Origin of the sequence: Alistipes sp. 56_sp_Nov_56_25, assembly GCF_001915285.1 — a bacterium.
Lineage (GTDB): Bacteria > Bacteroidota > Bacteroidia > Bacteroidales > Rikenellaceae > Alistipes > Alistipes shahii.
The window spans coordinates 1-24,764 of sequence record NZ_MNQF01000011.1 but is presented as its reverse complement, the minus strand read 5'-3'; the positions used below and the strand labels follow the sequence as shown (position 1 = coordinate 24,764).

The 24,764-nt window shown below is 56.8% G+C and carries 13 protein-coding genes, 1 pseudogene and 1 CRISPR repeat array; of the genes and pseudogenes, 8 read left to right on the top strand and 6 right to left on the bottom strand.

What is annotated here, in order from left to right:
* Positions 1-312 precede the first annotated feature (312 nt).
* Positions 313-2,538, top strand: coding sequence for an inorganic phosphate transporter (locus BHV64_RS05055; RefSeq protein ID WP_022062604.1), 2,226 nt, complete (start codon positions 313-315; stop codon positions 2,536-2,538).
* Between the two features lie 297 nt (positions 2,539-2,835).
* On the opposite strand, the gene BHV64_RS05050 is transcribed toward BHV64_RS05055, so the two are convergent.
* A complete protein-coding gene (locus BHV64_RS05050) occupies positions 2,836-3,252 on the bottom strand; it encodes a DUF2721 domain-containing protein (RefSeq protein WP_015546471.1) in 417 nt (138 codons plus the stop codon).
* 177 nt (positions 3,253-3,429) lie between these two features.
* Positions 3,430-3,867, bottom strand: a complete 438-nt coding sequence (locus BHV64_RS05045) for a PepSY-like domain-containing protein (protein WP_217727479.1) — start codon at positions 3,865-3,867, stop codon at positions 3,430-3,432.
* Positions 3,868-4,096: 229 nt separating this feature from the next.
* On the opposite strand from BHV64_RS05045, the gene pflB reads away from it, so the two are divergent.
* From pflB to BHV64_RS05030, 3 genes are all read left to right on the top strand, one after another.
* On the top strand, positions 4,097-6,325 hold the full coding sequence (pflB, locus tag BHV64_RS05040; RefSeq protein WP_015546473.1) for a formate C-acetyltransferase: 2,229 nt from the start codon (positions 4,097-4,099) through the stop codon (positions 6,323-6,325).
* Positions 6,326-6,420: 95 nt separating this feature from the next.
* A complete protein-coding gene (pflA, locus tag BHV64_RS05035; RefSeq protein WP_022062602.1) occupies positions 6,421-7,146 on the top strand; it encodes a pyruvate formate-lyase-activating protein in 726 nt (241 codons plus the stop codon).
* A gap of 120 nt (positions 7,147-7,266) precedes the next feature.
* On the top strand, positions 7,267-8,421 hold the full coding sequence (locus BHV64_RS05030) for an acyltransferase (RefSeq protein ID WP_217727480.1): 1,155 nt from the start codon (positions 7,267-7,269) through the stop codon (positions 8,419-8,421).
* Between the two features lie 4 nt (positions 8,422-8,425).
* Here BHV64_RS05030 and BHV64_RS05025 read toward each other — a convergent pair whose 3' ends face one another.
* From BHV64_RS05025 to BHV64_RS05015, 3 genes are all read right to left on the bottom strand, one after another.
* Positions 8,426-9,823, bottom strand: coding sequence for an alanine/glycine:cation symporter family protein (locus BHV64_RS05025; RefSeq protein ID WP_288115620.1), 1,398 nt, complete (start codon positions 9,821-9,823; stop codon positions 8,426-8,428).
* Between the two features lie 123 nt (positions 9,824-9,946).
* Positions 9,947-12,415 (bottom strand): heavy metal translocating P-type ATPase, encoded by a 2,469-nt coding sequence (locus BHV64_RS05020; protein WP_217727482.1) that lies wholly within the window; start codon positions 12,413-12,415, stop codon positions 9,947-9,949.
* Between the two features lie 62 nt (positions 12,416-12,477).
* Complete coding sequence (locus BHV64_RS05015; protein WP_171024734.1) at positions 12,478-13,050, bottom strand: helix-turn-helix domain-containing protein; 573 nt, start codon at positions 13,048-13,050, stop codon at positions 12,478-12,480.
* Positions 13,051-13,497: 447 nt separating this feature from the next.
* On the opposite strand from BHV64_RS05015, the gene BHV64_RS05010 reads away from it, so the two are divergent.
* From BHV64_RS05010 to cas2, 4 genes are all read left to right on the top strand, one after another.
* Positions 13,498-15,363: a glycoside hydrolase family 2 protein gene (locus BHV64_RS05010; RefSeq protein ID WP_022062598.1), complete on the top strand. Its 1,866-nt coding sequence runs from the start codon at positions 13,498-13,500 to the stop codon at positions 15,361-15,363.
* 552 nt (positions 15,364-15,915) lie between these two features.
* Positions 15,916-19,578: a type II CRISPR RNA-guided endonuclease Cas9 gene (cas9, locus tag BHV64_RS05005; RefSeq protein WP_288115619.1), complete on the top strand. Its 3,663-nt coding sequence runs from the start codon at positions 15,916-15,918 to the stop codon at positions 19,576-19,578.
* Positions 19,572-20,459 carry a type II CRISPR-associated endonuclease Cas1 gene (gene cas1, locus BHV64_RS05000; protein ID WP_217727483.1) on the top strand — a complete coding sequence of 296 codons (888 nt, stop codon included), beginning with the start codon at positions 19,572-19,574 and terminating at the stop codon, positions 20,457-20,459. The genes cas9 and cas1 overlap by 7 nt, the downstream gene beginning before the upstream one ends.
* Positions 20,460-20,463: 4 nt before the next feature.
* On the top strand, positions 20,464-20,802 hold the full coding sequence (cas2, locus tag BHV64_RS04995; protein ID WP_138266306.1) for a CRISPR-associated endonuclease Cas2: 339 nt from the start codon (positions 20,464-20,466) through the stop codon (positions 20,800-20,802).
* 129 nt (positions 20,803-20,931) lie between these two features.
* A CRISPR array of direct repeats spans positions 20,932-24,082; the repeat unit is 36 nt; unit sequence GTTGTGGTTTGATGTAGAATTTCGATAAGATACAAC.
* Positions 24,083-24,165: 83 nt separating this feature from the next.
* Here the strand turns inward: cas2 and BHV64_RS04990 are convergent.
* Positions 24,166-24,612, bottom strand: a pseudogene (locus BHV64_RS04990) (Arm DNA-binding domain-containing protein); the annotation flags it as partial.
* Between the last annotated feature and the right edge of the window lie 152 nt (positions 24,613-24,764).

Genomic DNA, 24,764 nt, shown 5'->3' with positions numbered 1-24,764 from the left:
CCCGCCCGGCCGCATTCGCAGCCTTTGGCTGCGATTACGAATCGGAGCCACCCCTGACTCCCCGCCTCGGCGGGGAGTTAAGGCGCAAAAACACACGCCTTGACTGCTGTGGCGGCCCGGCAATTCGCAAGCGATTGCGCTCGCCTGTCGCCTGCAGTTGTCGCACGCGGCCGGACAGGCGGCCGGATCGGTTTTTTACCGCTCCCCGATATTTTTTCACTCCCCCGCAACGCCCCTGTAACGCCTTTGTAACATCGGTTTCGGACCTTTGCAACGGTAAAGAACCATAACAATTACGAAAACGGATAATCCATGTCCCCGCTATTCACCGCAATCGTCGTCATCCTGGCCCTGCTGGCCGTGATGGGCATCGTCGTGGGCGTCGCCAACGACGCCGTCAACTTCCTCAACTCGGCCCTCGGCTCGAAAGTCGCACCGCGCCGCGTGATCCTCTGGGTCGCAGCCGCCGGCATTCTGGTCGGCACGCTCACCTCGAGCGGCATGATGGAGGTCGCCCGCAGCGGCGTCTTCTACCCCGGACAGTTCTCCTTTCAGGAGATTATGATGCTGTTTCTGGGCATGATGCTGGGCAACGTGCTGCTACTGGACCTCTACAACACGCTGGGACTGCCCACCTCGACCACCGTGTCGATGGTCTTCGGTCTGCTGGGCGCCGCCGTCGCCGCCGCCCTGTTCCGCATCGCCGGCGACCCGGGGACCTCCTTGCAGGACCTCTCGCAGTTCATCAACACGGGCAAAGCCATGGTCATCATCGCGGCGATCCTGTTGTCGGTGGCGCTGGCCTTCGTGGCCGGAACGCTTTTCATGTACATTTCGCGCCTCATCTTCTCGTTCCGCTACGCCGCCGTCTTCCGCCGCTGGGGAGCCGTCTGGTGCGGCATCTCGCTGGCCGGAATCCTCTATTTCGCGCTGTTCAAGGGGTTGAAAAGCTCGGGACTGATCCCGACCTCCGTTTCGGCCTACGTCGGCGACCACGTCCTCGTGACGCTCCTCGCCTTCTGGGCCGCGGCGTCGCTCCTCCTCTACATTTTCCAGCGCATGCGGCTCAACATCATGCGCATCACGATCCTGTCGGGAACCTTCTCGCTGGCCCTTGCCTTCGCGGGCAACGACCTGGTGAACTTCATCGGCGTGCCGCTGGCCGGCTACGACGCCTGGCGCATCGCCGGCGAGGCGGGCAGCGAAACGATGATGATGGGGGCGCTCGAAGCTCCCGCCCGGGCCAACTTCCTGCTGCTGGGCGTCTCGGGACTGATCATGGTGCTGACGTTGTTCTTCTCGAAAAAGTCGCAGCACGTCACCGAGACCGAACTGTCGCTCGCCTCGCAGCACGAGGGCGACGAACGCTTCGGTTCGACCCTCATTTCGCGCAGTCTGGTGCGCGCGACGCTGGTGATGAACACGATGTGGACCGGGCTGATTCCGGCGCGGGTTCAGAAGGCCATCGACCGGCGTTTCGAGCCGCTCCCTGCCGAGGAGCGTTCGTCGGCCCCCTACGACATGGTCCGCGCCGTGGTCAACCTCACCGCCGCGTCGATCCTGATCGCCATCGCCACCTCCTACAAACTGCCGCTGTCGACGACCTACGTGGTCTTCATGGTGGCCATGGGATCGTCGCTCGCCGACCGCTCGTGGGGCCGCGAAAGCGCCGTCTACCGCATCACGGGCGTGATGGCCGTCATCTCGGGGTGGTTCATCACGGCGCTCGGAGGATTCCTCATCGCGCTGGCCGTGACAGCCCTGCTGCTGTGGGGCGGCTGGATCGCCGTGGCAGCCCTCACGGCGCTCTGCGCCTGGCTGCTCGTCCGCAGCCACCTCAAGACGCCCGGACTGAAAGAGGAGGCCGAAAAGGCCCTGCTGCCGCTCGAAACGGCCGAGACCCCCGACGAGGTGCTGTGCGCCTGCATCGGCGAGGTCTGCACGACGATGCAGGAGGTCACGCGCATCTACAACCGCACGCTGGTAGCCGTCTTCAAGGAGAACCGCAAGGTGCTCAAGGAGATGGTGCGCGACTCGAACCGTCTTTTCGAGGAGGCCCGCATCCGCAAATACAACGTCATGCCGACGCTGCGCCGCCTGCAACGGTGCGACATCGACACGGGGCACTTCTACGTGCAGGTCACGGACTACCTTTCGGAGGTGACCAAGGCCCTGATCCACATCACGCGCCCGGCATTCGAACACATCGACAACAACCACGAGGGCATGTCGAAGGAGCAGATCGTCGACCTGATGCGCGTGAACGACCAGGTGGAGGCGATTTTCGACAAGATCAACGACATGCTGGCGACGAAGGATTTCTCGGACCTCGATCTGGTGCTCGAAATGCGCGACAAGCTCTTCGACACGATCGTCGAGGCGATCAAGAGCCAGCTGCGGCGCATCAACGACGTCCCGTCGGGCAGCACCCGCGCCGGGGTGCTCTACCTCACGATCCTCAACGAGACGAAGACGATGATGCTCCAGTCGCGCAACCTGCTCAAATCGCAGCAATATTTTCTGGAGGCCAAAAAATAATGCCGATACGCCATCGTGCAGACAATCCACCCAAACCCTCCTTTGAAAAGGAGAGCTTCAAAAAGCGCCGTGTAACGAAAATGCAACGGGTCCGTCATTTCAGCGAAACGACGGACCCGTATCTTTGCACTGTGAAAACCGGAGAACCGGATTCACAAGTTGGTTTTAGGTTACATAAGTAGGTTAGTGGGAGATGCAGTGACGCGACGTCGCGGCATCTTCGTTTTTGTCAAAAGATGCCGCTTCGCTAAATCACCCTTAAACTTAAAAAAGGGCGGCTTGAACACGACCGGACAATTATTCCGAATCCCGCTTGTCAAGCGGGTTCTCCATATCCTTGAGGTGAATCTCCAGCGCCCGGACCGAGATCTGAATCTCCCAGATCGAAACGCCCAGCGAACCGACCAGCAGCAGCAACGCCGCACCGAAGACATAAGCCGAAAGCAGCATCAGCCCCACGTAGATCAGAAACATCGTCACCACGCACAGGAACAGGCTCGTGACGCCCAGCAACTGCATCGTGCGCGTGAGGTGGAGCCGCCGGCGGAGGTTGTCGATCTGCGCGCGCGTCACCTTCGAAGGGTGCTGCAAATGCTGCTCCTTGAGCGTGCGCACCAATTGCGCATAGGACAGAAACCGGTTGGTGTAGGCCAGCAGAATCAGCGACACGGCCGAAAACAGCAGGGCGGGGGTCGTAAGCGAGAGTTCTTCCATCGTTATCGGGATTTACGCTGCAAAGATACGCTTTTTATCAAAGCCGAAGGTGAAAGGTTGTAAATGAAAAATTCACCTTTCATCTTACACCTTTCACCTTACAAAGCGGCGGGACCCGGGGGCCGGATGCGCAACTCAAACCCCCGGGCCGTAATCCGCCGCACCAATCGTCGGCCGTCAGTGATCGGTCTCCACCAGCCGGAAACGGCGGTTGAATTTCAGTTCCAGTCCGTTGTCGAGGGAGACCTCATGGTTGCGGCCGTCGCGTTCGACACCCCGGACGTGCCGCCCCGGATAGTTCGCAGCCACGAATTTCAGGATCGGCTGCGGAATCAGCCCGTCCGGCACGACACCCCCCGGCCGCTCGACATCGGTCCACTCGCCGCGGGCGTCGAAGTCGATCTCCGTACCGTCGGCCAACTTCACCTCATAGCTCGGGGCCACGCCCTTCTCCATCGTGGCGGAAACCACCTCGATGTCGTGAAAATACTTTTTCACCAACGTCTTCGCCGCATCGGGCAGTTCGTGCATCCTGACCGGAACTTCGTCACCGCCGGCGAACGCCGCCGTCGCAAAAAGCCCCGCACCCAGCAGGGCAATCCAGAATCTTTTCATCGTTTTTCGTATTTATACACTCCCGCCCCTGCAAAAGCAGGGCCACAAACGCCGCAACGCCTTCCTGTAACTATTGCATGTCCCGGAAGGCGCCGTCAATACCTGATCGTAGGCATTTTTTAAATTTTTATAAAAAATTGTAACCGCTCTTTGGCCGGTGTGAAAAAAATAACGTATCTTTGCCGACCGAAATAGGACAATTATCATCTCAAAACGAACAATATCATCTATGGAACTGAACAAAACCTTTATCGACGGGCTTTGGAGCAAAGAGATCAACGTGACGAGCTTCGTACAGACAAACATCACCCCCTACCTGGGCGACGCCTCGTTCCTCGCAGGACCTACCGAGCGAACGAAGCACATCTGGAACCTCTGCCTCAAGGCCCTCGAAGAGGAGCGTCAGCATAACGGCGTCCGCGCGCTGGACAACAAGACCGTTTCGACCGTCACCTCGCACAAGGCCGGCTACATCGACCGCGAAAACGAGCTGATCGTGGGCCTTCAAACCGACGAACTGCTCAAGCGCGCCATCAAACCTTTCGGCGGCATCAATGTCGTATCGCGCGCCTGCAAGGAGAACGGCGTGGAGGTCGACGAGAAGGTGAAGGACATCTTCACCCACTACCGCAAGACGCACAACGACGGCGTGTTCGACGTCTACACCGAGGAGATCCGCTCGTTCCGCTCGCTGGGCTTCCTGACGGGTCTTCCCGACAACTACGCCCGCGGCCGCATCATCGGCGACTACCGCCGTCTGGCCCTCTACGGAACCGACCGCCTGATCGAGGCCAAGCAGGAGGACCTCCGCAACCTCACCGGCCCGATGACCGACGCCCGCATCCGCCTGCGCGAAGAGGTCGCCGAGCAGATCAAGGCCCTGAAGGACATCCGCACGATGGGCGAATACTACGGACTGGACCTCAGCCGTCCGGCGCATTCGGCGCAGGAGGCCGTGCAGTGGGTCTACATGGCCTACCTGGCCGCCGTCAAGGAGCAGGACGGAGCCGCCATGTCGCTGGGCAACGTATCGTCGTTCCTCGACATCTTCATCGAATACGACCTCGCGCACGGGACGATCGACGAGTCGTTCGCCCAGGAGCTGATCGACCAGTTCGTCATCAAGCTGCGCATGGTGCGCCACCTGCGCATGCAGTCCTACAACGACATCTTCGCCGGCGACCCGACGTGGGTGACCGAGGCCATCGGCGGACGCTTCAACGACGGCCGCACGAAGGTGACGAAGACCTCGTTCCGCTTCCTGCAAACGCTCTACAACCTCGGTCCTTCGCCCGAACCGAACCTCACGATTCTCTGGAGCCCCGAGCTGCCGCAGGGATTCAAGGACTTCTGCGCCAAGGTTTCGGCCGACACCAGCTCGATCCAGTACGAGAACGACGACCTGATGCGCGAAGTGCGCCACTCGGACGACTACGGCATCGCCTGCTGCGTCTCGTTCCAGGACATCGGCCGCCAGATCCAGTTCTTCGGCGCCCGCACCAACCTGGCCAAGGCCCTGCTGCTGGCCATTAACGAAGGTCGCTGCGAGAACACCGGCACGCTGATGGTCAAGGGCATTCCGGCGCTGTCGGAGGGTCCGCTGCGCTTCGAGGAGGTGATGCGCAACTACAAGATGGTGCTCAAGGAGATCGCCCGCGTCTACAACGAGGCCATGAACATCATCCACTACATGCACGACAAGTACTACTACGAGAAGGCCCAGATGGCATTCGTCGACACCGATCCCCGCATCAATCTCGCCTACGGCGTGGCCGGTCTCTCGATCGCCCTCGACTCGCTCTCGGCCATCAAATACGCCCGCGTGACGCCCCGCCGCAACGCCGAGGGTCTCACCGAAGCCTTCGACATCGAGGGTGAATTCCCCTGCTACGGCAACAACGACGACCGTGTCGACCACCTGGGCGTGGACCTCGTCTACTACTTCAGCGAGGAGCTGAAGAAGCTGCCCGTCTACAAGAACGCCCGCCCGACGCTGTCGCTGCTGACGATCACCTCGAACGTGATGTACGGCAAGAAGACCGGCGCAACGCCCGACGGACGCCTCAAGGGCGTGGCCTTCGCCCCGGGAGCCAACCCGATGCACGGCCGCGACAAGAGCGGCGCCATCGCTTCGCTCGCCTCGGTGGCCAAGATGCGTTACCGCGACTCGCAGGACGGTATTTCGAACACCTTCTCGATCGTGCCCAAATCGCTCGGCCCGACGGCCGGAGAGCGTATCGAGAACCTCGTGACGATGCTCGACGGCTATTTCACCAAGGGCGCACACCACCTGAACGTCAACGTGCTGAACCGCGAGATGCTCGAAGACGCCATGGAGCACCCCGAGAAATATCCGCAGCTGACGATCCGCGTCTCGGGCTACGCCGTGAACTTCACCAAGTTGAGCCGCGAACACCAGCTCGAAGTCATCAGCCGCAGCTTCCACGAAAGGATGTAACGGCTTGAAAAGCCGCTTTTAGGGGCGGGCGCAGGATTTGCATACCGGAACCCGGTTTGCGCCCGAACCCCCTTATTCAAAAACAAGGAACAATCATGCTTCGTGTACATTCTTACGAATCCATGGGAACATTCGACGGGCCGGGACTCCGGCTCGTCGTTTTCCTCCAAGGCTGCAATTTCCGCTGTCTCTACTGCGCCAACCCCGACACGATCGAGGCCGGAGCGGGCACATTGACCGACCCTGCGGAGATCCTGCGCATGGCCGTCGACCAGAAGCCCTTCTTCGGGCGGCGCGGCGGCGTGACCTTCTCGGGCGGGGAACCCACCTTCCAGGCCGCGGAACTTGTTCCGCTCGTAAAGTCGTTGAAGGAGGCCGGCATCCACGTCTGCATCGACTCGAACGGCGGGGTGTGGAACCCGGCCGTCGAGGAGCTGCTGGGGCTGGTCGACCTGGTGCTGCTGGACGTGAAGCAGGCCGATCCCGAACGCCACCGCGCCCTCACCGGACGCGAAAACGCGCAGACGCTCCGCACGGCCGCCTGGCTCGAAGCCCACGGAAAACCCTTCTGGCTACGCTACGTGCTGGTTCCGGGCATCAGCGACGCCGAAGCCGACATCCGTGCGCTGGGCGAACGCCTCGGCGGCTACAAGTCGGTCGAGCGGGTCGAACTGCTCCCCTACCACACCCTCGGAGTGCATAAGTACGAGGCGATGGGGCTGGAGTACAAACTCCGCGACGTGCGGGAGAACACCCCCGAACAGCTCGACCGCGCCGCGGCCCTGCTGCGCGAATACTTCCCGACGGTGGTGGTCAACTGACCCGAAGGGGACGTCCGCCGGAGGGAGTGCGGACAACCAAAAATCCGGGACGCCGCGGCGAAAACGCACGGCGGTCCCGGATTTTTTTCGTACCTTCGCCGGAAATCCATTTCTGCGACAATGAAGAACCGACTTCCCGACCTGAACGTCCCGGCCCGCGAACGCATCGGCTGGGTGGACCTCCTGCGCGTGATCGCCTGCTTCCTGGTGGTCTTCTCCCACAGCTGCGACGCCTTCGTCGCCGTGTTCGACAGCGACCGCGCCACCTTCCTGCAAGGAGCGTTGGCAGGCAGTTTCGTCCGGGCCTGCGTGCCGCTGTTCGTGATGATGTCGGGCGTGCTGCTGCTGCCCGTGCGGACCGGAACGGGGGCTTTCTACCGCAAGCGCATCGGCCGCGTCCTCCTGGCGCTGGTCTTCTGGTCGCTGACGCTGCCCGTGCTCTACTACCTGTATATGCGCTACGTCGGGACCTCCAGCCCGTCGATCGACCCCGCGCTGTTCACCGGCGAAGCGACGCTGCACAAGATGTGGACCTTCGTCTTCAACTTCTGCTACGACACCACGCCGCTCTGGTATCTCTATATGCTGATAGGACTTTATCTGATCATGCCGCTGATCAGCCCGTGGCTCGAACGGGCCTCGCGGCGCGAGTTGCAGAGCGTCCTCGCGATCTGGGGCCTGACGCTGCTGCTGCCCTACGTGAAGATGCTGGCCCCGGCGCTGGGCTACACGGGCAATTACGGCAACACGGGGCTTTACGGCGTCTGCGACTGGAACGAGTTCGGCACGTTCCACTACGTCTCGGGCTTCGCCGGTTACCTCGTGCTGGCCTTCTACCTCGTGAAATTCCCGCCCGCATGGAACTGGCGCAGGACATTGGGCATCTGCATCCCGACCTTCCTCGCCGGATACCTCGCCACGGGGCTGGGCTACGTGGTGATGCAGAAACATTTCCCGGGCAACTACGCCTACCTCGAAATCGTCTGGTATTTCGCCGGCATCAACGTCTTTATGATGACCGCCCCGGTCTTCATCCTCGTGCAGAAGGCCGCCGCACGGCCCCGCGCATGGCTCTCGCGGCTGGCGGGCGCGACGTTCGGCATCTACCTCTGCCACTTCATCTTCGTTCAGGCCGGCTACGACCTCGTGCAGCGGATTCCGGGACTTCCCGCGCTGGCGCGCATCGCGCTGATCGCCTGCGGGGCCTTCGCCGTGAGCTGGGCGGTGGTGCGGCTGATGCAGCGGTGGAGCGTAACGCGCCGGCTGGTGGAGTAATGCGCTACCAGCACTCGGCCTTGTCTTTCAATTCGGGAATCCGGTCTTTCGTGAAGACCGGATTTTTGATGCCCTGCCGCTTCTGGGCCGTGTAGTCGGCCAGCAGCAGGAAGGCCTGACGGCCCAGCAGCACGATCGCCGCCAGATTGCACAGCGTCATCAGCGCCATCGTCACATCGGCCAGGCTCCATGCCAGATCGAGCGTCGCCAAGGCTCCGAACAGCACCATCGCGCCGACCAGCAGCCGGTAGAGCGTCAGCGCCCACGGCCGCGGAGTGATGAAGCGGATGTTGGCTTCGCCGTAGTAATAATTGCCGATGATCGACGAAAAGGCGAACAGGAAGATCGCCACGGCGACGAACACCCCGCCCGCAGGACCGATCTCGCTCTCCAGAGCCGCCTGCGTCAGCTGAATGCCGTTGAGCGAAGCGTCGGGAACGCCCCCGAACAGGATGATGAAGGCCGTGCAGGTGCAGATGACGAGCGTATCGGTGAAGACCCCGAGGGTCTGGATAAGCCCCTGCTTCACGGGATGCGAAACGTGAGCCGTGGCGGCGACGTTCGGGGCCGAACCCATACCGGCCTCGTTGCTGAAAAGTCCCCGCTTGATGCCCTGCATCAACGCCGCGCCGACCGCGCCTCCCAGCGTCTGCTCCCAGCCGAAAGCGTCGGCGACGATCAGCTCCAGCACTTCGGGCAGCCACCCGAGGTTGAACAGCACGACGCCCAGCGCCAGCACGATGTACCCCAGCGCCATAATCGGGACGATCACGCCGCTGACACGCGCAATGCGCCGTATGCCGCCGAAGATGATGAGCAGCGTCAGCGCCGTGAGCACGACGCCCACCCACACATGATCGGCGCCGAAAGCTCCCTCCCACGCGGCGCAGATCGTGTTGCTCTGCACCGAGTTGAAGGCGAATCCGAAGGTCACGGAGATCAGCACGGCGAACAGCACGCCCATCCACCTCCGCCCGAGGCCGCGTTCCATGTAGTAGGCCGGACCGCCGATGAAAGAGTCCCTGCCGCGGCGTTTGTAAAGCTGTGCGAGGGTCGACTCGACGAAAGCGCTCGCGGCGCCCACAAGGGCGATGACCCACATCCAGAAGACCGCGCCGGGTCCCCCGACGACGATGGCCGTGGCGACGCCCGCGAGATTCCCCGTGCCGACGCGGCTGGCCAGCGACACGGCGAAAGCCTGGAACGACGAGACGTGCCGCTCGCCCTTCGGGCCGCTTCCGGCCGACTCGCCCAGCACGCGCATCATCTCGCCCAGCAGGCGGAACTGCACGCCCCGCGTGCGCAGGGTGAACCACACGGCACACCCCAAGAGCGCCGCGACCAGCACATAGGTCCACAGCACGTCGTTCACGCCGCCGATCCAACGGGAAAGAGTCTCCATCAGCATACTTTACACAATCCGACAGCAAAGTTAATGCTAAAACGCATTTTCCGCCGGATATTCGCCGAAAAGATGCGGCCCGGCACGAAAAAAAACGCCCCGCCTGCGCAGGGGCGTCCGTCGTCACCGCGCCCGCAGGGTATACTCCCCGGCCCGCTCCGTAACGGCCTTCTGCAACTCCCCGAGGCCGATTTCCGGCCCGGAGAACTCCACGGCGGCCACCGGAGGGTCCAGCGTCACGACCGCCTTCACGCCGTCGAGGGCGTTCAGCGCATGTTCCACATGCATCCGGCAATGATTGCACGTCATGCCGTCCACGATAAATTCCTTTTTCATCTTTTCTTCGGTTTCAACCGGTTCGTCATGTTCACACTCATCGCCGATCCGCCGGCGTTTCAGCCGCAAGCTGTTGGCCACGACGCTCACGCTGCTCAAGGCCATGGCCGCCCCGCCGATCATCGGGTCGAGCAGAAACCCCCAGAGGGGATAGAGCGCCCCGGCCGCTACGGGAATGGCGACGAGGTTGTAAATGAAGGCCCAGAAGAGGTTCTGGCGAATCGTCCGCACGGTGAGCTGCGACAGCCGGATCATCTCCGGGATTTTCCGGAGGTCCGACGAGAGGATCGTCACCATCGCGGTATCCATCGCAATGTCGCTCCCCCGCCCCATGGCGACGCTCAAATCGGCCTGCGCGAGAGCCGCGCTGTCGTTGATCCCGTCGCCGGCCATGGCCACCGTCCGGCCTTCGGACTGCAACTGCCGGACGAATCCGGCCTTTTCGTGCGGCAGGACGCCCGCCCGGAAACGGGTGATCCCGGCTTTCCGGGCCGTTTCGCGCGCCGAACCGGCGTTGTCGCCCGTCAGCATCCAGACCGTGATGCCCAGCGCGTGCAGCCGGGCGACGGCCCCGGCCGACGAGGGTTTCAGCGCATCGGCAAGGGCGAGCACGGCGAGCGTCCGCTCCTCATCGGCGAACCAAACCACGGTCTTCGCCTCCTGCATCCACCCTTCGGCCAGCCGTTGCAGACGGGCGTCGGGCACGATGCCGTGGCGGGACAGCAGCGCGTCGTTCCCGGCATACCAGGTCCGCCCCTCCGCGACGCCCCGGACACCCTGTCCGGGAATGCTTTCGAACCCGGTCACGGGAACGTCCCGCTCCCCGCCGAGCGATTCGACGACGGCCTGCGAAAGCGGATGCCCCGAGCGTTTTTCGAGGCTGAACAGAATCCGCCGCGCCGTCTCCGGCCCTTCGGTCCACGCAGCGTCCACGACCGACGGACGGCCTTCGGTGAGCGTTCCGGTCTTGTCCAGCACCACGGTGTCGACCTTCCGGGCCACCTCCAGGCTCGCAGCGTCCTTGACGAGGATGCCCTGTCCGGCGCCCTTGCCGATCCCGACCATGAGGGCCGTGGGCGTCGCCAGACCCAGCGCACAGGGGCACGCGATGATCAGCACGGTCACCAGCGCCAGCAGCCCGCGGGTGAAGCCCTCCTCCGGCGCGAAAAGCATCCACGCCGCGAAGGTCAGCACGGCGAGGACGATGATGGCGGGAACGAAAACGCCGGCGATCCGGTCGACGGTCCGCTGCACGGGGGCCTTGCTGCCCTGCGCATCCCGCACCATGCGGATGATCCGGGCCAGCACCGTGTCCTGCCCCACCCTGTCGGCCCGGAAACGGAACGCACCGTTGCCATTCATCGTTCCGGCGAACACCGCCGCACCCTCCTGTTTGCAGACGGGGAGCGGTTCCCCGCTGAGCATGCTCTCGTCGACATACGACGCGCCTTCGGCCACCGTGCCGTCCACGGCGATGCGTTCGCCGGGATGCACGGCGACCAGATCCCCGGCGCGAAGCTCCGCAACGGGCACGGAGCGTTCGCCCGAAGGGGTGATCACCGTGACGGTTTTCGGTTGCAGGCCCATCAGTTTCGCGATGGCCGTCGTCGTGCCGCGTTTCGCCCGCTCCTCAAGCAGCCGCCCCAGCAGGATGAAGGCGACGATGACGGCCGCCGACTCGAAATAGACGTGCGGCTCGATGCCCCTCGACAGCCAGAATTCCGGGAAAAACAGGTTGAAAAGGCTGAACAGATAGGCGATTCCGGTACTGACGGCAACCAGCGTATCCATGTTGGCCGCCCCGTGGCGGAGCTGTTTCCAGGCGTTGACGAAGAACTCCCGTCCCAGTCCGAAAACGACCGGGGTGGAGAGCGCCCACACGGCGTATTTCACGGCCGGAGCGTCCATGAACAGCATGCCTCCGGCCACAATCGGAAGACAAAGCCCCGCCGCCCAAAGAGTCCGCCGTTTGAGCGCCCGGTAATGCGCCGCACGGACGTGCGCCGCCTCGTCCTCCGCCGGGCCTTCCGCGTCGGTCAGCAGGTCGTAACCGGCCGCCTGCACGGCCCGCTTCAGCACCCCGGGAGAGCACTCCCCCGGACGGTAGTCCACCCGCGCCGTAGCGGAAGCGTAGTTCACATGCGCAGACTCGACGCCCGGCAGGCCGTTGAGCGCCTTATCGACCCGGACTGCGCACGAAGCGCAGCTCATGCCTGCGACCGGGAACGTATTCGTGATGATCTTACTCTTTTCCATGGGAACAAAGGTAAGGTCCCGACACGCTCCGGGTGTTACAGAATTATGGATATGATTTATACCTACACTTCATCCAGCGGTTTCAGGCCGCGTCCTTTCAGCCGGCGGAATTCAGTGGGCGACATCCCGGTCTGGGCGCGGAACTGGGCGCTGAGGTGCGCCACGCTCGAATAACGGAGTTTGTCGGCGATCTCGCTGACGGTCAGGTCGCCGTAGGCCAGCAGTTCCTTGACCCGCTCGATCCGCTGGGCGAGGAAGTATTTCTCGATGCTGATGCCGTTGACCTCCGAAAAGAGCTTGCTCAACGCACTGTAATCACGGTGGCAGCGTTCGCGCAGGTAATCCGACAGGTTGACTTTCGAGGCATCTTCGCTGTAATGCACCAATTCGATCACGGCCGTCCGGATCTGCTCGATGAGGCGCATCCGGCTGTCGTCGATCAGTTCGAACCCGTAGGCTTCGAGCAGTTTGCGGAACGCCTCCCGCTGCTCCCGGCCGGGCTTCTCCTGCACGACGACCGTTCCCAGTCCGACATCGAGGGGCGTGAACCCCGCTTTTTCGAGCAGCCGGGTGACGACCAGAATGCAGCGGTTGCAAACCATGTTTTTGATATGAAAGACGTTCTCCCGTTCCATAACCGCATTCGTTTTATCCGTAAATATAACACAAAAACGATTCCGTCCCGCCGACCGTCTTCCAGCCTTTCAGGTTCCGGCCGTTGAAAAGCGTCGGCCACGGGACCTGCGCTCCGACGAAGGTGCAGGGTCCCCAACAGTGCAAGAGTCTCTTTTTCCTATCAGTCGGGCAGTTTTGATCGTACGAATATAGTCTATTTTTTTCGGGTCTTCAGCCTGTCCCCCTGCAAAATTAACCTCTGACCCGCTCCGTATTCCGAAAAAGTTTCGTAACTTCGGCACAGCAAACCCATAGACGAAGCCATGAAACATGCGCACATCCTGCTGCTGCTCCCTTGCGGCATGCTGCCGCCGCTCGCCGGGGCGCAGCGCACGGAGCCGCCCGACCGGTTCGACATCGCACCGGAATAACCACCCCGAAAACAAGCAAACCAACCAAAAACAACCATGAAGAAAACCGCAATCACCCTCTTTTTCCTGCTTCAGGCCGCGTGTCTGTTTTCGCAGATCCCCCGCCCGGAATATCCCCGCCCGCAGTTCGAGCGGACGGACTGGATCAACCTGAACGGCGAATGGACCTACACGTTCGATTTCGGCGCAAGCGGCCTGGAACGCGGCTACGCCGGCTCGAAGGGATTCGACGGCAAAATCATCGTGCCGTTCGCCCCGGAGAGCAAGCTCTCGGGCGTCGGCCACACGGACTTCATCGGCCGCATCTGGTACCAGCGTACGATCGACATTCCGGCAGACTGGTCGGGACGCAACGTGATGCTCAACTTCGGAGCCGTGTACTACACCTCCGAGGTGTATGTCGACGGCCGCTTCGTCGGCCGCCACTTCGGAGGCAGCACGTCGTTCTCCTACGACATCACCGCATTCGTGAAGCCGGGCGGCAGCCACAGTCTGGTCGTCTTCGCCACGAGCGACCTGCGCAGCGGCAAACAGACTGCCGGCAAACAGTCGCTGCAATACGCCTCGCACAGTTGCGACTACACCCGCACGACAGGCATCTGGCAGACGGTGTGGATGGAGGCCGTGGCTCCCGAGGCCCTCGCACGCGTCCAAATGACGACCGACATCGACCAGCAGCAGCTGATCGTCGCCCCGCAGTTCTTCCGGGAAAGCCCGAACACGCTCCGGGTGACCCTTCGGGACGGCGGCAAGGTCGTCGGCACGCGGCAGGTCCGGGCGTCGAACAGCAGCGTCGTCGTCATCCCGGTCAAAAAGGCCCGGCTCTGGAGTCCCGAAGACCCGTTCCTCTACGACCTGACCTACGAGGTGGTCGCCCCCGACGGCCAGGTGCTCGACGCCGTGAAATCCTATGTCGGGATGCGCAAGGTCCACATCGAAGGCAACAAAATCTACCTCAACAACGAACCCTATTACCAGCGGCTGGTGCTCGACCAGGGTTTCTACCCCGACGGTATCTGGACCGCCCCGTCGGACGACGCCCTGCGCCGCGACATCGAGCTGGGACTGGCCGCCGGGTTCAACGGCGCACGCCTGCATCAGAAGGTTTTCGAGGAACGCTACTATTACTGGGCCGACAGACTCGGCTACATCACCTGGGGCGAAAGCCCCAGCTGGGGAATGGATGCCAACGACGTGGAGACGGCCCGCAACTTCCTCTCCGAATGGGCCGAATGCGTGGTCCGCGACCGGAACCACCCCTCGCTGCTGACGTGGACGCCGATGAACGAGGAGTGGTGGCCCGACAACACGCAGTTCCCGCGCTTCGCCTCCGACGTCTACGACCTGACGGGACGCCTCGACCCGACGCGCCCCGTCAACACCGTCAGCGGCGGCGCCGTCGTCAGGACCGACATCTGGGCCGTCCACAATTACGAGCAGAACCCGGCCAAACTGAAAGAGAAAATCTTCAGCGACGGCACGTTCTTCCATCCCCGCCTGCGGACGACCCGCGACCAGACGCGCAACATCGGATTCAACGAGGTGAAGGCGACCGCAAACTACGCCTGGCCGCAGTACGATGGCTCGTGCCCCTACCTGGTCGATGAATTCGGCGGCATCAAATGGGTGAAGGACCAGGAGAAGCAGGCCACGGATTCCCAGACCGAATCGTGGGGTTACGGACAGGCGCCCCGTACGCTCGAAGAGTTCTACACGCGGCTCGAAGGCCAGGTAGACGCGCTGCTCTCGCTCTCCGGACAGGTGTGGGGCTATTGCTACACCCAGCTCACGGACGTGGAACAGGAACAGAACGGCATCTATTGCTACGACCGCTCGGCCAAGTTCGACATGGACCGGATCAAGGCCATTTTCAGCAAACGCCCGGAACATCCCGCCCGATAACGCGCCGGACAGCCGCCCGCCCGAATGAAGCGCACCCCGAAAATCCGGAAAGGGATTTCGGGGTGCGCTTTTTATCCGGTTCGTCATCGTCCGCCCGCGGCAGAGCCTCGTGCACGAATGCGCCCGGAAACAGAAGGCGTCGCTGAATTTCTATTCGCGTGTTTTCCCGGTTTCAGAGTCTCGATATAAAGTATTCCTGCATATTCCAACGATATGCCCTTGATGAACGCTGCAATTGGAGATGCTTCATGTCGGTGCGTCGCACGGCGAGTGGCGGACGGTCCGACATGCGACCTTCTGTTTTCGGCACCATGAACTCCCGAAGGCAAAAAGCCACAGCGCCGGCACACTCCGCAATAGCAACCGACGGTTTTTAAATTATTCACGAAATATAAAAAAAGTCTCCACGGAGTACGCGGAGACAATAGGTTGAAAACCTTCGGCATATAGCCTTATTGTGATAAGATGTAGAATTCTTACACCACAAATATAGTAAAAAAAGATGAATTTCTGCAATTTTTTATTTAATTTTACAGAAAACACTTTCTTCATATGGCAAAAGTATTGGGTTTGGACCTTGGCACCAACTCACTGGGATGGGCCCTTGTCGATGAATCGGAGAACGAATATACGCTGATTGACAAAGGTGTAGACATTTTCCAGGAGGGAGTTGCCCGCGACAAAAACAATGAAAAACCTGCCGTTCAGGATCGGACGAGCGCCCGGGCACTGCGCCGCCACTATTTCCGGCGGCGTCTGCGAAAAATCGAACTGCTCAAAATACTCATCCGTTACGACCTTTGCCCGCCGTTGCCCGAGGAGCTGTTGACCGCCTGGCAAAAAGAGAAACGTTACCCGCAGGACAATGAATTCCTCCGTTGGCAGCGAACCGACGACAATGGGGATCGAAATCCTTACCACGATCGTTATGTAGCCCTGTCCGAGCGGCTCGATCTCGGGAATCGCACACAGCGCTGGCTGCTTGGCCGGGCGCTTTATCATTTGGCACAGCGACGCGGATTCCTCAGCAATCGCAAGGAAGCAGGAAATGAGAAAGAAGACGGCACGGTCAAGGAGTGTATCAAAAATCTGTCGGCTGAAATAGCAGCGGCAGGGTGTCGGTACCTCGGAGAATATTTCTACGGACTGTACCAACACAAGGAACGAATCCGCGACAAATACACCTCGCGCAACGAACACTACCTGGCCGAGTTCAATGCCATCTGCGACCGGCAGCAATTGCCCGACGAATGGCGTAAGGCGCTGCATCGGGCAATCTTTTTCCAGCGCGACCTCAAATCGCAGAAGGGGTCAGTCGGCCGATGCACCTTCGAGCCGACGAAGAGTCGGTGCCCCGTTTCGCATCCCCGTTTTGAGGAGTTCCGGATGCTGTCGTTCGTCAACAACATCCGGATTACAGGACCGGGCGACAATGCTCCACGACCTTTGACACAGGAAGAGTTCGAGACGATTCGTTCGCTCTTCTTCCGGAAAAGCAAGCCTTATTTCGATTTCGAAGAGATCGCCCGCAGAATCGCCGGCAAAGGGAAATATGCCTGCAAAGAGGAGCGTACAGAAGCTCCTTATCGTTTCAATTTCGCCCGCACGGCCACCGTATCGGGATGCCCCGTCACGGCATCGCTGCAAGCGATCTTCGGAGACGACTGGATTACGGAGATTCGCAGCCTTTACCTGCTTGGAGCAGGAAAAAACGAGGACCAGATGTTGAATGACGTATGGCACGCCCTCTTTTCGTTCAACGACGAAGGTCGGCTGCGTAGCTGGGCCTGCGAAAAATTGCAACTCACGGATGAACAAGCCAAAGCGTTTGCAGCCATCAAACTCCCGCAGGATTACGCGGCGTTGAGCCTAAATGCCATCGGCAAGATTCTGGTCTATCTGCGCTGTGGCTATCGGTACGACGAGGCGGTATTCCTGGCCAACCTGCGGGCGGCACTTCCGAAGGAGGTCTATGCCGACGAAAGCCGTCGGCATGAAATCGAACAGGACATCGCCTCGCTGCTGCTTGACTACAAGCGAAATCCGTATAACAAGTTCGATTCAAAGGAGCACCGCATTGCCGACTATTTCAGCGATCATGGATTGGATGCCTCTCGTCTGATCCGTCTTTATCATCCCTCGAAAATCGAGACCTATCCGGATGCGCAACCCAAGGCAAATGGCATTCTGCAACTCGGCTCTCCACGTACTGCGACCATTCGCAACCCGATGGCCATGCGGGCCCTGTTCCGATTGCGCAACCTGATAAACACGCTGTTACGCGAAGGCAGGATCGACCGAGACACGAAGATCCGGATTGAATTCGCCCGCGGACTCAATGATGCGAACAGGCGGAAGGCCATCGAGCAGTATCAGCGGGAACGGGAGGTTGAGAATCGGAAATATGCCGAAGAGATCCACAGCCAGTATGCCGCCGAAACCGGCCGCGAGATAAAACCCTCGGACGACGAAGTGCTGAAATACCGGCTGTGGGAAGAACAGCAGCACGTCTGTCCCTATACCGGGCGGCAAATCCGCATTTCGGACTTCGTCGGGTCGGCTCCGGATTTCGACATCGAGCACACGCTCCCGCAGGCTCGCGGCGGCGATGACTCGCAGATGAACAAGACGCTCTGCGAAAACCGGTTCAACCGGGAGACAAAACGGGCGAAACTGCCGGCCGAGTTGTCCAACCATGTCGAGATCATGGAGCGGATCGAATCGTTTGGTTGGCGGGAAAAAATGGAGAGTCTGCAAAAGCAGATTGAAGCCCAGGTTCGCAGGAGCAAAAGCGCAGCGATTAAATCCGAAAAGGACGACGCCATTCAGCGCCGTCACTATTTGCAGATGCAACTCGACTACTGGCGCGGGAAATACGAACGCTTCACCATGGCCGAGATTCCCGAAGGATTCAGCAATCGGCAGGGAGTCGACATCGGCATCATCGGCAAATATGCACGGCTCTATCTGAAGACGGTTTTTGACCGAATCTATACGGTCAAAGGTTCCACGACCGCCGCGTTCCGCAAGATGTGGGGACTGCAGGAGGAGTATGCCCGCAAGGAGCGCACGAACCACGTCCACCACTGCATCGACGCCATCACGATCGCCTGTATCGGCCGCCGGGAGTACGACCGCTGGGCGCAATATGTCGCCGACGAGGAGCGATACGGCTACGGCGAAAGCGGCAAACCCCGCTTCGAGAAACCCTGGCCGACCTTTACCGAAGATGTCAAGGCGGCGGCCGACGAACTGCTCGTTGCCCACCACACGCCCGACAACATGACCAAACAGATGCGCAGGAAGTTACGGGTTCGCGGCCGGATAAAGTTGAATGCCGACGGGGAACCAATCTACCAGCAAGGAGACACGGCTCGCTGCCGGTTGCATCAGGATACCTTCTACGGCGCTATTAAGCAGGATGGAGAGATCCGCTATGTCATCCGCAAATCGCTCGCGCAGTTACAGCCGACGGACATCGACAAGATTATCGACGATGCAGTCCGGGATCGCGTACGGGAGGCAATCGACGAGGTCGGATTCAAGACGGCGATGAATCCCGATGAATACACGATCTGGATGAACCGGGAAAAGGGCATTCCCATCCGCAAGGTGCGGATCTTCACACCGAGTGTCAAACATCCGATCGCGCTAAAAAAACAGCGCGACCTATCTGCAAAAGAGTACAAGCGGGATTATCATGTCGTAAATGAGGGGAACTATTGCACGGTCATCTATGAGGGCCAGGACAAAAAGGGCAAAACGAAACGCACCTTTGAACTCGTCAGCAACCTCGAAGCTGCCCAATATTTCAAAGCCAGCGCTGACCGGGAAGCCCGCCCCGATCTGGTACCGCAGACCGACACGAACGGTTTCCCCTTGAAATACATCTTAAAAACGGGGACCATGGTCCTGTTTTATGAAAATACCCCGGCAGAACTTTATGAATGTACCCGCAAGGAGTTGGTAAAACGACTCTACAAGGTAACAGCAATGGCTGCAGAAGGACGGGTACAGTTCCTCTTTCATCAGGAGGCCCGAGATCAGAAAACACTTACCTCCTTATATGGAGCTGGGACCTCTCAATTCTGCCAATCCAATCCATCACCGAAATTGCGCCTCAGCGTTTCCAATTTTAACATGTTGGTGGAAGGTTATGATTTCGAACTGACCGTAACGGGCGAGATAAAATTCAAAGATGACCGGCCATGCTGAAACGAACCTTGTTTTTTTCGACACCCTACTGTTTGAGCCTGCGCAACGGCCAGATGATCATCCACACGCGCGAGGCCCCCGACCAACGGAAAAGCATCCCGATCGAGGATATCGGCTTCGTGGTGCTGGAGGACCAGCAGACCTCCATCACGCTGCCGCTCTTGAATGCGCTGTCGGACAACAACGTGGCAGTTATCCTGTGCGGAGAGAACCGAATGCCGAACGCCTTGTTGATGAATTTGGATTCAAACAGAACGCAAGGTGAACATTATCGGATGCAGATCGCTGCATCCGAACCGCTGAAGAAGGGCCTTTGGAAACAGATCGTCGAGACCAAAATCCGCAACCAGGCTGCCTTGCTGCGGAAGCTGGGGTATGACGGAGACAAACTGAAACCCTGCTACATGAATGTCAAGAGCGCCGACGCCGACAACCGGGAGGGCATAGCAGCGAGAATCTACTGGTCAGAACTGTTCGGTGCCGAATTTTACCGTTCCCGCGAAGGTTCGCCGCCCAACAACCTGCTCAATTACGGCTATACGATCCTGCGAGCCGCCGTGGCCCGTGCGATCATGGGCTCCGGACTGTTCCCAGCATTCGGGATCTTCCATCGGAATCGTTACAACTCCTTTCCGCTGGCCGATGACGTAATGGAACCCTATCGACCGTATGTCGACGAATTGGTCTGCCAACTTTACAGAAACGGGAATACACAACTGACCAAAAAGGTGAAAGGCGAACTGTTGCGGCTCCTGTTTGTCGATACTCGTTTCGACAAGGTTGTGCGACCTCTCGAAGTAGGACTTATGTTTTCAGCCTCTTCCCTGGCTAAATGCTTTGCTGGAACCCAAAAAAAGATTGCATATCCTTTATTGGAGTAGTCGAATGTCAGAAGTACGCTTGAATGCTTATCGAATCATGTGGTTGTTTGTCTTTTTTGATTTGCCAACCAATACAAAAACGGAACGACGTCATGCGGTGCAATTTCGCAAGGCGTTGGAAAAAGATGGTTTCACAATGATGCAGTATTCAGTCTATGTGCGCCATTGTGCATCGAAGGAGAATATGCAGGTTCACATTAAGCGGGTTCGACGATCGATGCCTCCGACAGGATTTACAAGTATTCTTGCTGTAACGGACAAACAGTATGGAGACATATTAAATTTTTGGGGTAAAAGCGAACGAGCAAAACCGGAAATTCCGCAACAATTGGAATTTTTCTGATAAATCGTTATTTTCGTTCTTTGAAATACGGAAAATGCATCAAACTGGCTTCGTCGGAACACCCGATCGTATTTTTATAGTGGCAGACAGCCCGTAAGTAACACTTTATCAATCAATATGAGGCCCGACGTTGTGGTTTGATGTAGAATTTCGATAAGATACAACCGCCCCGAAAGTGAGTATTTCGGTGGTGCAGTTGTGGTTTGATGTAGAATTTCGATAAGATACAACTATAGCAGAATAGGAGCGAATCCGAGATAGTTGTGGTTTGATGTAGAATTTCGATAAGATACAACCCCAAGTATTACGAAATGACATTGCGAGTGTTGTGGTTTGATGTAGAATTTCGATAAGATACAACGTATAGCAGAATAGGGGCGAATCCGCGCTAGTTGTGGTTTGATGTAGAATTTCGATAAGATACAACCGGACACTAAAACGGTCAAGGTTCATAAATGTTGTGGTTTGATGTAGAATTTCGATAAGATACAACGTAAAGTCATCCTCGTATTTTTATAGTGGCAGACAGCCCGTAAGTAACACTTTATCAATCAATATGAGGCCCGACGTTGTGGTTTGATGTAGAATTTCGATAAGATACAACTTGAACGCAACCACTTCCACCCGATTCGGGGTTGTGGTTTGATGTAGAATTTCGATAAGATACAACCACTGGGACAGAAGGATCTCCCAGATACCGGTTGTGGTTTGATGTAGAATTTCGATAAGATACAACGAGAATTACCCCGGGGGAGCCTTGCCATATGTTGTGGTTTGATGTAGAATTTCGATAAGATACAACTCAGACACTTACCAAAGTGAACATGCCCGCGTTGTGGTTTGATGTAGAATTTCGATAAGATACAACTGGCAAGGAAACTTCATGTATGGCACATACGTTGTGGTTTGATGTAGAATTTCGATAAGATACAACTCATAGAGGTCTTGGTTGAGCCCTGCCAAGTTGTGGTTTGATGTAGAATTTCGATAAGATACAACCCTGTCAGCCATAAACGAACTCGGTGGCGGGTTGTGGTTTGATGTAGAATTTCGATAAGATACAACTTATGAAAAATTGTTGTGGTTTGATGTAGAATTTCGATAAGATACAACGTAAAGTCATCCCAGAGGTCTTTGTGGGCAGTTGTGGTTTGATGTAGAATTTCGATAAGATACAACATCTCTCCAACCACCAAAGAGAACTGAGCGTTGTGGTTTGATGTAGAATTTCGATAAGATACAACTTTGACCCCCGGATTCATAACTCGGGCAACGTTGTGGTTTGATGTAGAATTTCGATAAGATACAACAATATCATTCGCATGATGAGCATGTCCAGGGTTGTGGTTTGATGTAGAATTTCGATAAGATACAACACCCCGATTACGAACTCCGAGCAGGTACTCGTTGTGGTTTGATGTAGAATTTCGATAAGATACAACCCCACATTAGAAAAGGGTGCACGGCTTTATGTTGTGGTTTGATGTAGAATTTCGATAAGATACAACTTATTTCCGTCCCATATTGGCTAACGGCCGGTTGTGGTTTGATGTAGAATTTCGATAAGATACAACAGGGAAAATTAGCGTTTACCGATATGGTAGTTGTGGTTTGATGTAGAATTTCGATAAGATACAACAATCACTTTACAATCATGGTAACTATTATTGTTGTGGTTTGATGTAGAATTTCGATAAGATACAACTCCACATAGCCGACACTTTCAAAAGCAATAGTTGTGGTTTGATGTAGAATTTCGATAAGATACAACATCATACATCCCAACACGGTACTGAGGGTAGTTGTGGTTTGATGTAGAATTTCGATAAGATACAACAACTATTATAGTTACTCGCAGGTTGTATCTGTTGTGGTTTGATGTAGAATTTCGATAAGATACAACCAGGAGAATACCTAGGTCTGAAATCGAAAGTTGTGGTTTGATGTAGAATTTCGATAAGATACAACTTCCAGCCAGTCACTGTAGCGAGAACCTCCGTTGTGGTTTGATGTAGAATTTCGATAAGATACAACTCTTACGCATTCACTTACAACAACTACCCCGTTGTGGTTTGATGTAGAATTTCGATAAGATACAACGAGACACCGGACATAGAGACGCCTTCGGAGTTGTGGTTTGATGTAGAATTTCGATAAGATACAACTGAGTAGCCTTTGATAGCCAAACAAAGCCGTTGTGGTTTGATGTAGAATTTCGATAAGATACAACGTGAGTAGCCTTTGATAGCCAAACAAAGCCGTTGTGGTTTGATGTAGAATTTCGATAAGATACAACCCGGAAGAGCCTAAAACAGCAGCGGGGGTGTTGTGGTTTGATGTAGAATTTCGATAAGATACAACATTTTTCCGATTTGGCAGGTAACGAGGATTGTTGTGGTTTGATGTAGAATTTCGATAAGATACAACCGTCAGCTTCAATTGGATACCTTCGCCTAAGTTGTGGTTTGATGTAGAATTTCGATAAGATACAACTGAAGGAACTACAGCCATGGGGAAGTACTGGTTGTGGTTTGATGTAGAATTTCGATAAGATACAACTGAAAACAAAAAAATATCTCCCAGTCATCGTTGTGGTTTGATGTAGAATTTCGATAAGATACAACATACGACGCTCTACGGGATACGGCGGAATCGTTGTGGTTTGATGTAGAATTTCGATAAGATACAACACGCAGCCCTCTCGGTCGCTTTCTGATGCTGTTGTGGTTTGATGTAGAATTTCGATAAGATACAACTACAACGAGAGAGCTCGCGTTCTAGACGAAGTTGTGGTTTGATGTAGAATTTCGATAAGATACAACTCCGAAGTCGATCTGGTTGCGAAACGTGTCGTTGTGGTTTGATGTAGAATTTCGATAAGATACAACGCCCTCTGATTTTGACAAGGGTGAAAAGTTGTTGTGGTTTGATGTAGAATTTCGATAAGATACAACGGAGGACGATTCGAAAGACCTTCAAGATCGTTGTGGTTTGATGTAGAATTTCGATAAGATACAACAGAATTCGATTGTAATTTGATCGTCTGTTGTTGTGGTTTGATGTAGAATTTCGATAAGATACAACTATCTACCGAATAAAAAGAACGGCGGATTGTTGTGGTTTGATGTAGAATTTCGATAAGATACAACACCTTGGGATGTGGCTCGCCAGTGGCTCATGTTGTGGTTTGATGTAGAATTTCGATAAGATACAACATAAAGTAAATTGTATACATTTGCAGTGTGTTGTGGTTTGATGTAGAATTTCAATAAGATACAACCGGCAGTATTGGAATGCTGCATAATTGCAACTGTTGTTTACATTACCCTTTTGACTCAAGAAGATTTCAAACTCCCTTAAATACGTCAAATCCAATTCATCAAAACGCATATTGACCGAGCGGAATTGCGACACAAGGACCAACGTTACCTTATGTTTGCTGGCGGAACTGTACTTTTCGACTTTTTCCAAGCGTTCGATAATCTGTTTGAAGTACTCCCCGACCGTGCAGTTGATTCGTTTGCCGTTCTGTTCAAACAGCGTATCGAATGTAACGGGAATTTCCAGCACCTCCAACTTTTTGATTTTCTTCTCGTATTCACGTATCTTGGAGGTTATTTGAAACTGTATTTCTGCTCTATCGGGGCAGTCGGCGGTAGGTTGTTGCTTGTCGAAATCCCAATGCACCAAAGCTTCCGAAATGCCCAGACCGACGAACTTACGGCGGCGGTCATGGGTAAAGACAAGAGCAAGAGGGGCTAAACGGTTTCTGTTGATAGCGTCTCTGCGACATACGACGTTGATTGTCATAATCTTTACGGATTACGCAAGCAACAAAATGCGATTCGTGTGTTACACGATTTTCATTAGTGTCCCGTTAAAATTGGGACGAAGTTAATATTAATCAAATAGTCCCTCCAAGAGGGGATAATCGAGTTCTTTGACATCGTTGAAATTAGTCT